This is a genomic window from Rothia sp. HMSC067H10 (assembly GCF_001810635.1).
In the GTDB taxonomy this organism is placed as follows: Bacteria; Actinomycetota; Actinomycetes; order Actinomycetales; family Micrococcaceae; genus Rothia; species Rothia dentocariosa.
This window is the reverse complement of sequence record NZ_KV802317.1, coordinates 655701-670583: the sequence shown is the minus strand read 5'-3', so window position 1 is coordinate 670583 and position 14883 is coordinate 655701. Positions and strand designations below refer to the sequence as shown.

At 52.3% G+C, this 14883-nt stretch carries 7 protein-coding genes and 1 tRNA gene; 5 read left to right on the top strand and 3 right to left on the bottom strand.

Annotation, left to right across the window (positions count from 1 at the left end):
- From HMPREF2756_RS09865 to HMPREF2756_RS09850, 4 genes are all read left to right on the top strand, one after another.
- Positions 1-1305 carry an enterochelin esterase domain-containing protein gene (locus HMPREF2756_RS09865; protein WP_070620771.1) on the top strand — a complete coding sequence of 435 codons (1305 nt, stop codon included), beginning with the start codon at positions 1-3 and terminating at the stop codon, positions 1303-1305.
- A 27-nt stretch (positions 1306-1332) separates the two neighbouring features.
- Positions 1333-3048: a (2,3-dihydroxybenzoyl)adenylate synthase gene (locus HMPREF2756_RS09860; RefSeq protein ID WP_070620769.1), complete on the top strand. Its 1716-nt coding sequence runs from the start codon at positions 1333-1335 to the stop codon at positions 3046-3048.
- Between the two features lie 276 nt (positions 3049-3324).
- Entirely contained in the window at positions 3325-3552 is a 228-nt protein-coding gene (locus tag HMPREF2756_RS09855) for a phosphopantetheine-binding protein (protein ID WP_246825398.1), read from the top strand.
- 80 nt (positions 3553-3632) lie between these two features.
- Positions 3633-7865 (top strand): non-ribosomal peptide synthetase, encoded by a 4233-nt coding sequence (locus HMPREF2756_RS09850; RefSeq protein WP_070620763.1) that lies wholly within the window; start codon positions 3633-3635, stop codon positions 7863-7865.
- Positions 7866-7961: 96 nt separating this feature from the next.
- Here HMPREF2756_RS09850 and HMPREF2756_RS09845 read toward each other — a convergent pair whose 3' ends face one another.
- The 3 genes from HMPREF2756_RS09845 to aceE form a co-directional block, all read right to left on the bottom strand.
- On the bottom strand, positions 7962-9581 hold the full coding sequence (locus HMPREF2756_RS09845) for an McrC family protein (protein ID WP_246825917.1): 1620 nt from the start codon (positions 9579-9581) through the stop codon (positions 7962-7964).
- The gene (locus HMPREF2756_RS09840; RefSeq protein WP_070620758.1) at positions 9574-11277 is read right to left on the bottom strand and encodes an McrB family protein; all 1704 of its coding nucleotides are present in this window, start codon (positions 11275-11277) and stop codon (positions 9574-9576) included. Before HMPREF2756_RS09840 ends, HMPREF2756_RS09845 begins: the two co-directional genes overlap by 8 nt.
- A 237-nt stretch (positions 11278-11514) precedes the next feature.
- Positions 11515-14250 carry a pyruvate dehydrogenase (acetyl-transferring), homodimeric type gene (gene aceE, locus HMPREF2756_RS09835; RefSeq protein ID WP_070620755.1) on the bottom strand — a complete coding sequence of 912 codons (2736 nt, stop codon included), beginning with the start codon at positions 14248-14250 and terminating at the stop codon, positions 11515-11517.
- Positions 14251-14727: 477 nt separating this feature from the next.
- Between aceE and HMPREF2756_RS09830 the strand changes: the two genes are divergently transcribed.
- Positions 14728-14800 (top strand) — tRNA-Val (locus HMPREF2756_RS09830).
- The last annotated feature ends 83 nt before the right edge of the window (positions 14801-14883 follow it).

Below are 14883 nucleotides of genomic sequence, written 5' to 3'. Positions count from 1 at the left end.
ATGGGTGATTTTGAGACCCTTCCACATAAAATCACACAGAATCTCAAGTCAAAGATCATGGCGTGTCCTATGCCGCCTAAAACCCCGCGCCCAACACCTGCCCCGCGCGTACCCAGCCCGCTTATGACGCGCATCGTAAACGAAGCCGTGGACGCGCAAGAACTTAACGCCCGCATCACAGAGATCGTAGCGGATGGGACTCCACTTATCGAGCAGGCTTACTATGACGATGGAACAGCGAATGAGAACGAACGCATTGTCACATTCCTGTATCAGCATGCCACGGCAGAGCAGGTTCTCATTTTTGTCAATAGACTGACAGATGAGAAAAACCTGCCGTTGTCTCTGATGGAACGTATTCCAGGCACCAATTGGTGGGAGCTGAGCTTCCAGATGCGCACCGACTGGCGGGCTTCCTATAACTTTATTCCCACGCTGCCAGGAGAACGCCCGATCTGGCTGGGGGAGGACGATCAGGTGACACTGCGCACCGCTCTCGATTCTGGTGAAGGCGACCCGCTTAACCCGAAGACCGTCTGCAACCGTATTGGCCGTTGTATGGGTGTGATTGAACTTGCCGATGCGCCGGTTCATGAGTTTCTGCTCACCCAGCAGGAACTCGACAGCCTTCCTGAACCGCACTGGATGACTACTGCGGACGGACACCAATATTTGTTGGGACGGGTAGGAAACCCAAGTCCCGATTCTCCGCTTTTTATCCTCTTCGACGGTGAAGTCTGGTACAGGCACGGTATGGAGCATATGCTCAACCGAGCCTGTGCCGCCGGGCGTATTCCAGATATGAATGTCTTCTTTCTGCACTCGGGCGGCCGAGAACGCCGCTGGCAAGAGCTCAATGGAGACAGCCCCATAGCCGACTATATTGTGGAAGAAGCGCTTCCTCATTTGAGGCGTCATCACGGGCTGCGGCCAGAGCCACAGGATATTATCATCAACGGACAATCCTTAGGCGGACTGTCTTCTTTGCTGGCGGTTTTCTCACGCCCAGAATCCTTCGGAGCCGCAATTGCCCAGTCGTCTTCGCTGTGGCAGCCCCAGGTTTTCGACAAACTCTCACAGCTGCGTAAAGCCAATGAACTGCACCGGTTGTCCCACCTTCACCTTGAGGTCGAGGTAGGCGAGCAGGAATGGATTCTGCTGCCGCCGCATCAGCGTTTTGTTCAGGAACTCGAATCCGTGGACACACACCTGAACTACACTGTATTCAACGGCGGCCACGACTACGCCTGCTGGCGTGGAGCTATCATACCCGCGCTGAATCGCATTCTTATGCCCAACCCCTAAAATCTTATAGCCGAGAAAGACATAAACATGACCGAACAGATTGTGGAACGCTCCGAACTGCTCGAAACCCCACTGATTCCTGAGGATTTCGCACGGCATTACCGTGAAGAAGGGTACTGGATCGATCAGACCATACCCGAGTTTCTGCTTGATGCCTGCCGTGCTAAACCACATTTTCCGGCGTTAGTAGCATTTTCGCATGCACAGAGCGACGCAGAGGGCAAACCGCAGCAGATTCGACTGAGCTATGGAGAGCTGGAGGCGGCTGCTCGTGCCGCAGCACGTCGCCTAGAGAATGCCGGGGTGCAACCCGGCGATCGTGTGCTTTTACAGTTGGGAAATATCGCCGAATACCTGATATATCTCATGGGTATTTTTTGGGCAGGTGCCTTACCGGTCTTTTGTCTGCCACAGCACCGCACGAGTGAGCTTGTCCATTTTGCAACCCGCACTGATGCCGCTGCGCATATATTTTCCTCGAAAACTCCGGGAGCAGATTTTGCAGCGCTCGCCGACGATGTGGCACAGACGATGCGTGCTGATGGTCTAGAACCGCCTATTGCCCTTGATGCTGCGCTCCCGGTAACTCCGTTGAGCGAGGCGGAGCTGGCTGAGCCGTTCCATCCCGGTGTTGTGCAGAATACCCAGAATATTCTGGCAAGCGAGCAGATCGCGTTTTTGCAGCTTTCCGGCGGTACAACCGGTATGTCAAAGCTAATTCCGCGCACTCACGCAGCCTACTTGTACTCGGTGCGTGGTTCCGCCGATATCTGCAAGCTGAATAACAACACAACTATGTTGGTGGTGCTTCCTGCGGCACATAATTTCACGATGAGTTCGCCCGGAATCCTGGGCGTAATGTGTGTGCAAGGTAAGCTCGTATTTGCTGCTGATCCTAGCCCTCAGACGGCGCTTAATCTGATTCAGATGGAAGGCGTTACCTTCACCTCACTCGTACCGCCCTTGGCGCAGGCCTGGCTGGCGTCTGTAAAGAAACGTGACGTGCAGCTGCCTTCGCTCCGCGTACTTCAGGTGGGCGGATCGAAACTTGCTCCGACGGTGGCGGGGGAGCTCGAAACAACCCTAGGTGTGAGCATCCAACAGGTTTTCGGCATGGCGGAAGGCTTGGTGAATTACACTCGTCTGCGTGATGAACCCTATATACGCATGAATACTCAGGGATACCCTATCAGCCCGGCTGATGAAATCCGCGTAGTGGATGAACAGGATAACCCGGTCGAGCCAGGGCAGAGCGGTCACCTCCTCACGCGCGGGCCCTATACGATTCGCGGGTATTATCGCGAAGAAAACGCTAATCAGCTCAGCTTTACTGAAGACGGTTTCTACCGCACGGGCGATATCGTGCGTATAGTCGCTGGAAAGTATCTTGAAGTTACTGGACGCGCTAAAGATCAAATTAACCGTAACGGTGAGAAGATCTCGGTGGATGAAATTGAGGAGTTGGCGTTAGAGCATCCGGATATTTTGGATGCAGTAGCCCTTGGCCTGCCCGATGAAGCTGTGGGTGAGCGCGTCTGCTTGATAGTTGTACCTCAGGCTGGGAAATCGCTCGGTGAGAATCCGCGCCGTACCATGTATGAGTATTTCACTGAAAAGAAGCTGGCTGATTTTAAGATCCCCGAACGTGTGGAGGTATTGAGCTCTCTGCCAACCACAAACGTGGGTAAGATCTCACGCCGTGAACTTCGCGTTAAACTAGTTGAGATGCTGGCTCAGGAGTAAGAGTAACTAAGGTAAGCATTAGCGCGGGCTAAATAAGCGTGCGGATACCATAATACCGGGGTAAGAATCTTGAGGTTCTTACCCCGGAAGTTTAACTCAAAAGCAGGTGCTCTATGAGGCATGCGCAGAGAATAATAGTCACGTATAGGTAGTCAACACCCGCTATATGACGGTTATGTAAAGATTTACATAGTTTTCATATAGGGTAACCTAATCTACAATTTATGTGTATATAAATTTTCGCATACATAAGACATGATGCCAGAGAGGAACATAATGTCCGCAGAGACTACTCTTCGCCCCCTGCTTGCTCAGTACATCCACGAGGCGGATTCGCTGGATACCGCCTTTTCCGAGTCTACGACCGACCTTTTTTCTCTGGGGATGGACTCAATGGGCGCTTTTGCCCTGCTCGATGACCTCGCGGGCAAGGGGATTACTATCGAATTCACTGAATTGGTAGAAAACCCGACCGTCGAATTTTTGCTCAATCGCATCAGCTAACTTTGACGAAATCGGTACCTGTATAAGGCCGATACTCACCCAACCAGCACACGACACCGCCTGAAAGAATAGACCGGAATATGAGCATCACCGAGCATAGTGGGTCCAAGCATGACTGGATTCCCCTGACCAAAAGCGCTCAAGGTATTTATCTTGCCGCTATTATCGATCCCAAAAATCCCTGCTATAACACGGCAGAGATTATGGAATGCCCACCCGAGACGAATCTTGATTACCTGCGTGAGGCTTTTATTCAGCTCTATCGTGAAAATGAAGGTTTCCGGGTGCAGACGCGCGTGCAGACTGGGCGTCCAGAGCAACGAGTCGTGCCACTTAATGAGTTTTTGACTAATCTTGAGGTACTTCCGGTAATTTCCCTCCCGACTCAGGAAGAAACGGAAGAACAGAATCCCATTCCGGCAGCGGTGCGTGGCTGGGCATCCGAGCTGATCAGAGAACCGTTGAGGACCGATGCGGGTGTTACGGTACGTTCCGCTGCCACATACTATGGGGGTAAACTCTGGGTTTACCACAGCTTTAGCCATGTGGTGGCAGACGGCTTTGCAGTATTTAATGGTCTATCTCGTGTAGCGGCTATATATCGTGCATTGAGCGCCGGAAAACCTCTGCCTACCGTTAAACGCGCCTCTCTAATGGAGCTTCTTCAGGCTGACCACGCAGCCGAACATGCCCGAGAAGAGGACCTGGCCCTGTGGACTTCTGAGCAAGCGGAAGTACTTAGCCAGCCTGATACATCGCTGGCGGCACGAAGTGCATCACCGGCGCCACAGGCCTTGCGTGAGGTACTGACCCTGCCTGATAAACTACAGCGGGATATGCTGGAAATTGGCAAAATATACGGAACCTCCTGGCCCGTTACTGTAACCGGTGCCGTAGGGTCTTATCTGACCCGTATTGGTGGGCATAGAAGCGCTGCTTTTGGTATACCCCAGATGAACCGTATATTTGGGGCCCAGGTTCCCGCAGAAACCCGTGCTCTCGGCAAGACCAGCGCTCAGACTGGAACCACCGCCGTGAACGTGCTTCCGGTACAGGTTTCAGGTATTGGAAGTATTGCACAGGCACTCGATAGCGTAAAGAACCAGTATGCACGAAACTCCTCACATCCGCTTGCTCGACAAGAAGACCTAGAACGTTTAGTGCAGTCCAATAACAGCCGCCTCTTTGGCGCCCAGATCAATGTTATACCGTTTGATGCCGCTTTACCGCTAGGTGCACCCACTGAAAACGCGCCTGCTTCTGTGGGATATATTCATAACATATCTGCGGGGCCAGTTGCGGATATGACCATTACCCTGCGAGGCATACCCGGGCGCGGTCACACAATTTCTGTAGAGTTCGATGCCAACCCGAACCTCTATACCCGCGAGCGCGTAGAATTTCATGCCCAGCATCTGCAAAATTGGTTGGAATCTTGGGCCCAGGCTGCCCTTGAGGAGCGGTCGATGGATACCCTGACGACTGCGTTATCGCATGAAGTAGAGCTGCTGGAATCGTTTAACGCTACCGCGCATCCGATAGAGTATAAAACTTTGCTTCAGCGTTTTCAGGATGCGCTCACACGCTACCCGAACGAACCCGCACTCTACGCCTGCGTGCCAGATGAGGACGGTACGCTGTCCCCGCAATCTTCGCAGGCCTATGAGTTTTCGCAGGTGCTCACGTATCACGAGCTGGATGTGCGAGCCCGCGCCCTAGCAAAGGCGATGCTGGAAGCTGGCGTGTGCCCTGGAACTGCTGTAGGACTACGCTTTCATCGAGGACTTGAACAATATATCGCCTTATATGCAGCGCTCTATGCAGGGTTTGTCTACGTACCGATTTTGCCGGATCTGCCCGCCGAACGTGTGAGCTCCATGATAGAAGATGCGCAGTGTTCGGCGCTTGTGTATGGTTCCGGGCTGAGCCCTATTGCAGAGGCCGAGTTAAAACCGGCGAATACAGGGAGCTCGCGCGGGCTGCAGCAACTTGAATTTACCGCTCTAACAGCCCCTGTGGGAAAACCTCTAAACCTTACACATGTGCCCGAGGCAAAAACATTCCCGGGTATCGGCACAGCACTGGATGATACCGCGTATATCTTGTTTACCTCGGGTTCGACAGGGCGACCCAAAGGCGTTGCGATTAGTCATCGTTCCATTGATAACCGGTTACGTTGGCAGCAGTCACAGATTCCGGTCGGCGCATCCACACAAGACCGTACAGGGGACCGCATCTTACATAAAACGCCTATCTCGTTTGATGTTCATGTGTGGGAGCTTTATTGGCCGCTTCAGGAAGGGGCCGCCGTCGTTATTGCCGCTCCTGATGGGCACCGAGATCCGGCCTACCTGGCGCGTGTTATCGCCGAACAGAACGTCACCTGTCTGCATTTCGTACCCACGATGCTCACCGCTTTCCTAGAGTCTCCCTACGCTCAACGTACTTTAGCTGAAGCAGGTTTTGGATCGGGGGAGCAGCAACGCCATGTGCGCTATCTTATCTGCTCGGGCGAGGCACTTCAGAAGGATCAGATTCTCAGCGCGCATAATATTATGGGTGTTTACCCTTTAAATCTTTATGGGCCTACGGAAGCCGCCGTCGATGTTACCTTCTGGGATAGCTCCCAAAACCCAGAGTGCAGTACTGTTCCTATCGGCCAGCCTGTTTGGAACACCCAAACCCGTATTCTCGACCAGGCTTTACAGCCGATACCGCCCGGATTCGTAGGGGAACTCTACCTTTCGGGTGCACAGCTTGCTGTGGGGTATCAGAACAATCCCGAGGCAACTGCACAAGCCTTTATCTTGGACAACGCTACGGGGGAGCGGCTTTACCGTACTGGCGATCTTGCCGAGTGGAACCTCACCGCCACAAACCAGGAACCCGGCACCCTGGACAAAAACCCTCGCGGAGTCATCCTCTACCGTGGTCGTGCCGATCACCAAGTAAAATTACATGGGCAACGTCTAGAGCTTGGCGATATCGAAACTACACTCTCCCACGTTGAGGGAGTCCATAGCGCCGTCGTTTTGCTCTACACGAAGATGCCCGAACCTGCTCTCGCGGCGTTCCTAGAGATAGGTGACGTTTCTGAAACAGAACGCAACCGTATCGTTGCTCAAGCTCTCCAACATTGTGAGAACACCTTGCCGGACTATATGGTACCGCGCCTATGGCGCACCATGGCTGAGTTCCCGGTTAGCCCCTCAGGCAAGACAGATCGCAAAAACCTGGCACAGATCGAGTTTACCTTTGATACCAACACCGCAGACGGCCCCCATGGACTTTTAGAACAGCAAATTTGCGAGATTATCGCGGGTGTGCTGGGACGCTCACAATTCGGCGTAACCGAAGACTTCTTCGCAGCGGGTGGTAACTCCCTTGCGGCACTCTCCGTCATCGCCAAGATTGAAGAAAACCTTGGAAAGACGCTCAGTATTGGTGCCCTCTTCGCTAATCCCACGGTCAAGGGGCTCGCTGCGGTCTTGAACGAGGATTCTCCTGATATCGAGTTTGCCCCGGTTCTGCCTCTGCGTGAGGTGGACTCGACGGACTCCGCAACATCGAAAAATACCGTACCGCTCTTTATCCTGCCGCCTGCCGGCGGCCTGGGATGGTGCTATGCCGCCTACCTGCCCTATCTGCCCGGGCATCCGTCGGTTTACGCACTGCAACATGAGGCATTCACGAACCCAAATGCTGGCTACGCCCAGAGCCTTCGTGAACTCGCCGAGGGGTATCTTGCGCGTATTCGTGAAACCCTTGAGGAACGTCAGCTTCCATCACAATTTTCCCTGATGGGCTGGTCCGTTGGCGGTACTGCCGCCGTCGAGGTAGCCGCGCTTGCCGAGACTGCCGAATATGAAGTACACCAGGTCACGCTCCTGGATGCATACCCCGCCGAACAATGGCAGGGGATTCCCGAACCTGACGAGCAAGAGAGCTTCCGCGCCCTTTTACGTATGGGCGGTCTTTCCGAGGTATCGGCGCAGACCGTGCTTGACCTGCCGCAGACGCTCGAACGACTGCGAGATGCCGGATCGGCTATGGGATATCTACCCGAAGATAAGTTAGGGGTGTGTCTGGAGTCAATGCGCGCCTCTGCCGCCCTTATGCGCGGCTCGAACCACCTTAACTTTGGCGGAAAAGTCGTATTGATTGGAGTGAACCATGACGATCAACCCTATCTGGATGCGCACGGCTGGGAGCCTCACGCGGGCTCGTTCCGTACCGTCACGTTGAAGAACGGTACCCACCCCGATCTGGTGAATCCAGAGCGCATTCCTGAAATTATTGCAGAAGCCTTCTAAAAGCGCCCTATGGGTATTGGGAGAAGAACAGAGACATCAACAGCACCACAAGCGATAGGAGTTCGGCATAAGTCACGCCTGCGGACCTTTTGCGCTCTATGAAGGCTCAGTAGGAACCTTCCTCAGTATCTTCGCCAAATGCGAGGCATCAGCGGTAGTGCGTCCATCCTCAGGCTGAGGGAAACGCACCCCGCAGGTGGTCATAAGGTGCTCCGAAGACACAGGGACCTGGGGATACGCCCCGGGCTCGCCTATCGCCAGGAGATTACCTAGAGTTCCAGGACCGTGAGCTACTGGATATGCTTTATAACCATCCGCGCCCGTGCGGTACGCGACCGCCAGCATCCGGTACCGTTCATGTTCGGGAAGCTGCGTTAAATCTTCACAATATGCGGTGTACCTGCCATCAAGGGTTGCTACCAGAATGCCCCGGGAATACAGCATCATATCTGGTTTCGCAAAGGCCATACCCTGTTGGCGGCCCTCAGCATTGCGGTGATAAAGCATACCAACGGGTCTTTCCACACGCACTTCTAAACCGGTATCCGTGAGGGCACGCACCAACATTTTTCGCCATAATGACGAAGTATCAAATTTAATATTTGCCAGTACACCCGCCTCATACGGGCTATCGCTTAAACCAAAACCATATTGTTGCGACAAAATAGATTGCGCATAGTGGTAAGCGCGCAGAGTTTGTGCCGGCAATCGCATAGCAAAAGCAGGGGAGAGCGTTTCGGTCAGCAGACTACGAATATTCTGCGTGCTCACATCACGCAACACAGACTCGTACCCTAAAGCATCGTCGACGACCTCATTATCGGCGGCATGAGTTGCCACCTGCTGTAATCCGGCGCGGATCATTTGCCATAAATGCGTATCCGTCGTTAGAGAATCGAACTCGCAAACAACCCCAATACGTCGGTTAATCCGCCGGTTTACAAGCTCGCGCGGAAGCATACGACCACGCACAAAAAGTAATTCATCCACCTCAGGCTCAAAAACCGGACGACGATGCGCCAAAGCCTGCCCGCTTGAATCAACAAAAACGCGGTACATAGCCTCTTTGAGCGAAGGAATATGCGGAAAAAGTTCGGAACCCTGCGGGGTAATGTCACGATGTCCCTGAATAATTGCCTGTTCCTCATGATGCTCTGCCAGCATACGCCATAACAAAGAAACCTTCTGCCAGCCAGTACCTTGACCACCTGCCGAAAAGTCCATATTCTCACGGGCCGTAGCCGGTCCTAAAACCCGTCCACAAACCGTAGCAGCCACTACATAGACAGGCTTTTCAGGGTACTCCAGCGCTGTCCACAATGGATCTGAGGCACCGCCCTCATTATCATCATCATGCGGCGGCAGGGCAGAGCCCGAAACCGTCTCTAAATACCCAGCCCAAGGCTTCGGAAGCGCCAGAATCTCAGTCTCATAGACATAGAGAGATAACGTACCGTCATCGCTATGCTCGTAAAGTAAAGACTCAGGATCCTGCACAGAGGCGAACTGTCCGCCTGCCTCAGAGGCGATTTTCACATTAAAAGGCGCAATAACCTCCGGCTGCTCAGCCGATACCCATTGTTTGCACCAGAGCTTGGGCAACACGTGGATAACCAGAGTATGCACGGCACCCGGCTGAGGATGCGTGTGTTTTAGGATCGTAACGCCGACACCGTTACCGCGCGCGCTCGCTTGAAAGAAGCGAACTTCACTCACCACTCGTTACTTCCAACCAGGGAATTTGACCTGCGGGCTTAGGAGCAGAAGGCAGACCGGGACCGCTCCATGAACCAACCACGCGTGGGCGGCTGCCGAGTCGCTGGCCCACCATCTTGACGGATAGCCCATTGATAGAACCGATCTTTTCGAGAATGCCGGAACTGATATTGAAAGTCGCTGCAATTTCCGCAAGCTGGGTTAACAAAGCCCGTGCAATGTCTTCGGGGGTTGAATTTCGAGAGAAGAAATAGGAATGTCCCAGACGTGCATCGGGACCAACCTCGGATTCTAGAATGGCGTTAATATCCGCATACCGTTCTATAACGATGTCTAATTCTTCAGAAATAGCACCTCGTTCAGCTTCAAGTTCTGTACGCAAATCTGTTTCATTGTGAGGATTCATTTCCATCCAGATAAAGCGACGGCGCAAAGCCAAATCAATGGTACCCACAGAGCGGTCAGTAGAATTCATAGTTCCCAGAATGTGCAGGTTATCTGGAACTACTAAACGGTTATATATTTTACCCTGATAATAAAGCGGAGTTTGCAAAGTCGCATAGGTGAACCCCTGGGGAATATCCGCATCAGCTGCAAATACTGAACCGTAAAGTTTTTCACGATGATCCTGAAGCTTTTTCCCGGAAACACGCTTTGACGTTTCAATAACGAGCATAAGGTCGCCAAAAACACGAGAGGTATTGGCGCGGTTAATCTCGTCAATGAAAAGCAGATGTGGTGTCGTGGGGTTCTCAACAGCTTTTCGGCAGGCTTGAAGAAATACACCTTCGTGAGACACAAATTCAGGCTCATCTTCTTGGCGTGAAAAGTTTGGACGCAGACCGCTCACGAACTCTTCGTAACTCGTGGACGGGTGGAAGACTACCGTTGTAATGTTGGCCTTGCCGTACCCAGTATCCTCACGTGAGAGAGTGTTGATCTGGTAAGACTTTCCACACCCTGCGACTCCCTCAAGAACAACACATTTATTTTTGAAAAGAGATTTGGCAACAGGTCCAGTGGGATAAAACCTACCGTTTTCTTCTTCAACAGCATTGAGAGTATCCTCAAAATCTTTAGGCGTGGGTTTTTTTCGTTGAGTAGGCGGTTTTTCGATTAAAGGTTTAATATGCTGCGAAATGATATCCTGAAGTTGTACAGGAACTCGAGAATATGGCATTCCGGCAGAATTTCCAAAATAGATGCAAATACGAATATCGCGGTATATGGAAAACTTTTTTACGGTATCTTGTGAACGTTTATGGGCTTCCTGTACTGCGGTATTAAAAAGAGGAATGCACTCCACAAGCTGGAGTGCAGAAATATTAGGATTTTGATTCTCGGCAGCTTTAATTTGACGATCGATAATACGGTTCATGCCACCTGGAAGAAGGTTGTCATGGCCGTCAAGGATCATGCGCAGAGTTTCCCGAAAACCTTGCCAAATATTCTCGTAGAAAGCATGTTCTGTTTGAACGATAGTGTCGTTGTATTTAAATGAGTAATATACCTGCACGCTACCATTAAAAGGTTTACTCGGTAGTATTTGAGTATTCTTTTGTTGTGCGGATTTAATTTTCTCGACAAAAGTATAAAAAGATACAAATTCGGAATCATGGATACTTTCTCCAAAAGCCCACGACGATGTAATCTCCGCATCTATACTTTTAAAGTTTGCCTGGAGGTTGTTAGACACTGAAGTCCCTTGGTGATTGTGGTGATTCTGACCTTCCAATTATATACCGAGACATGGAGTAAAAAATATCATCAAAACATATTTATTTGATAAAGTTCCACCTGTGATAGAAGCCCCTCGGAAGTTGTACTGGACGGTTTTCAAGGGTAAAAATTTCCCTCGCTCTTGCATCGTACAAGAGCGAGGGAAGCAGTTAATTTGGCTTTCCGCTGAAAGCCTGGCTAGAACACAATGGAACTAGTCGTCGGTATGTGTTGCCTGAATTGCGTTAACGTTATTCAGATCGTACTTGGCAAACGCCTTGGCAGCCGCATCGGCGGGCACCTTACCGTCCTTTGCCAACAGCTGCAGGGCACGAACTACCATTGACTGAGCATCAATGTGGAAGAAGCGACGTGCACCGGGGCGGGTATCCGCGAAACCGAAGCCATCGGCTCCCAGAGTTGCAAAATCGTTCGGGAGGAACTGGCGAATCTGGTCAGGCATAGCCGACATGTAATCGGAGGTCGCCACAATAGGACCTTCAGCACCGGCAAGCTTCTGAGTCACGTAGGGTACACGTGCAGGCTTATCGGGGTTGAGTAAGGTTTCTTCCTCAGCAGCAAGACCTTCGCGGCGCAACTCGTTCCACGAGGTTACCGACCATACATCAGCCGAAACGCCCCAGTCCTCAGCCAAGAGTTTCTGAGCTTCCAAAGCCCACGGTACAGCAACACCGGAGGCGAGCAGCTGAGTCTTGGGTCCGGAGGTAAGCTCAGAATCCTTGAGCTTGTAGATGCCCTTGAGCAGACCATCAACATCCAGGTTCTCGGGTTCTGCAGGCTGGTGGATCGGCTCGTTGTACACGGTCAGGTAGTACATGACATCGTGATCTTCATCGAGGTTACCGTACATCTGCTCAAGACCACGCTTGACGATGTGCCCGATCTCGTAGCCGTATGCAGGGTCGTAGTACTTCACGGCAGGGTTGGTGCTTGCCAGGATGGGGGAGTGACCATCCATATGCTGCAGACCCTCGCCGGAAAGCGTGGTACGACCCGCAGTAGCGCCGATAATAAAGCCTCGTGCCAACTGGTCGGCAGCAGCCCAGAAAGCGTCGCCAGTGCGCTGGAAGCCGAACATCGAGTAGAAGATGTAAATCGGGATCATCGGCTCACCGTGTGTATCGAAGGAGGTACCGGTCGCGATAAATGCTGCGGTTGCACCAGCCTCGTTAATACCCACGTGCAGAATCTGACCCAGCGGCGACTCCGTGTAGGAGAGCATAAGCTCGTGGTCAACAGGAACGTAGTTCTGTCCGTTCGGGTTGTACAGCTTAGCTGAGGGGAAGAATGCGTCCATACCGAAGGTACGTGCCTCATCGGGAGTAATAGGCACAATACGGTGGCCAAAGCCCTTGACACGCATTAGGTCTTTCATAAGGCGCACGAATGCCATCGTGGATGCGGCAAGCTGCTTGCCTGACCCCTTCTTGGTACCCGCGTAGACTTTGTCGTCCGGCAGCTGAATCTCAGGCTGAGTATTGGGGCGACCGGGGAGGAAACCGCCGAGTTCTTCGCGACGCTTGAGCATGTACTGAATTGCCGGGTTGTCCTGACCAGGACGGTAGTACGGTGGGTTGTAGAGGTCCTTCTCCAGCTCTTCATCAGAGATTGGGATATTTAGGTGGTCACGGAAGCCCTTGAGCGCTTCCATGGTGAACTTCTTGATCTGGTGGGTCGAGTTACGGGACTCGAAGTAGGGACCAAGAGCGTAGCCCTTAATGGACTGTGCCAGAATAACGGTTGGACGCCCCTTAGTCTCCAGCGCTTCTTTGTATGCAGCGTAGATCTTCTTGTAGTCGTGACCGCCGCGGCGAATAGCCCAGATTTCGTCATCGGTTAGGTCAGCAACAAGTTCCTTGGTTTCGGGGTACTTGCCATAGAAGTGCTCACGGATGTAACCGCCGTCTTCGCCGCGGAAGTTCTGGTAGTCGCCGTCCAAGGTTTCGTTCAGCAGTTGGATGAGCTTACCGCTCTTGTCCTTAGCGAGAAGCTCGTCCATCTCGGAGCCCCAGACAACCTTGATGACATGCCATCCGGCACCGCGGAAGAACCCTTCGAGCTCCTGGATGATCTTGCCATTACCACGCACAGGACCGTCAAGACGCTGCAGGTTGCAGTTAACCACGAAGGTCAGGTTATCGAGTTTTTCGTTAGCCGCGAGCTGCAGTGCACCGCGTGATTCGGGCTCATCCATCTCGCCATCGCCGAGGAATGCCCAGACGTGCTGCTGCGAAGTGTCCTTGATACCGCGGTTCTGCAAGTAGCGGTTAAAGGAAGCCTGGTGAATAGCATTAAGGGGGCCTAGACCCATCGATACTGTGGGGAACTGCCAGAACTCAGGCATGCACCGGGGGTGCGGGTAAGAGGGAATGCCATGCTCGCCCTTGGTCTTCTCCTGACGGAAGCCATCCATGTCCTCTTCGCTGAGGCGGCCCTCAACGAAAGCGCGCGCATAGTTACCGGGAGAGGCGTGGCCCTGGAAGAATACCTGGTCACCGCCGCCGGGGTGATTGCGTCCGCGGAAGAAGTTGTTGAACCCAACTTCATAAAGATCAGCGATACCTGCATAGGTGGAGATGTGTCCACCAACACCGATGCCCTGTTTCTGTGCGCGCTGCACCATAATGGCAGCGTTCCAGCGAATCCAGTTACGGTATTGTTCTTCAAGATCAGCATCGCCGGGGTATTCAGGCTGCTGGTCGACTGCAATGGTGTTAATGTAGTCGGTCTTGGTTAGAACCGGTACCTCAACGCCTTTCTTGCCTGCTTCCTGAATTAGGGATCGCAGGATGTACTCGGCACGTTCGGTGCCGTGAGTTTTGATGAGGTCCTCAAGGGACTCGGTCCACTCCTGAGTCTCCTCAACGTCGACGTCCTTGAGTCCGTCAAGTAGAGTACTCAGGGAGTGTTCGTTCGGTACGTTAGCCAAACTAATCCAACCTCTCTTCTTATCCAATTGTGAAGGCGCTTGTGGCGCTGGTGCGAGGCACCCTTTGGTAAGCATGCGCACAGTGTTCTAGGAGCATACTTCTTTCTCTACTATCTTAGACCTTATTTTGATCTCCGATGACTGTTTTTGAGGTTTTTTCGTTGGAGGCTTTGGGTTATGAATGAAAGTGGGCAGGTTGGTGCGATATTCCGCGGTAAGAATTTTTGCCTAAAATGTGCAAATTTCCCGATATAGGGGCTTTCCCCCTTAAAATTTGACACCTTGAGGCATGTTGTTATTTGTGTTTATGTGGTTTTATGAGGGGTATAGTCATGGGGTGAAGACTTTGGGGGCGTAGTAACCACTATCTAATTCTGATGTGACATATAACATGCACATCTCAGTTGCGAGTACATGAGAAACCCCGTATAGTATTACCTTGTTCGCAGGAAAACAAAGGTTTTTATAGCGAAAATTGGGTCTTTAGCTCAGCTGGTAGAGCGCCACGTTTACACCGTGGATGTCATCGGTTCGATCCCGGTAGGACCCACATATAAATCCCGTACCGTAACAGGCGGTACGGGGTTTTCCTTTATATCCACTCTCTCCGCGCATCATGGTTATATCGTGGAA

Bases quoted from the DNA above. Each gene is read 5' to 3' on its own strand.
- HMPREF2756_RS09860 (WP_070620769.1), top strand. From the start codon at position 1,333: ATGACCGAACAGATTGTGGAACGCTCCGAACTGCTCGAAACCCCACTG.
- HMPREF2756_RS09850 (WP_070620763.1), top strand. From the start codon at position 3,633: ATGAGCATCACCGAGCATAGTGGGTCCAAGCATGACTGGATTCCCCTG.
- HMPREF2756_RS09865 (WP_070620771.1), top strand. From the start codon at position 1: ATGGGTGATTTTGAGACCCTTCCACATAAAATCACACAGAATCTCAAG.
- HMPREF2756_RS09855 (WP_246825398.1), top strand. From the start codon at position 3,325: ATGTCCGCAGAGACTACTCTTCGCCCCCTGCTTGCTCAGTACATCCAC.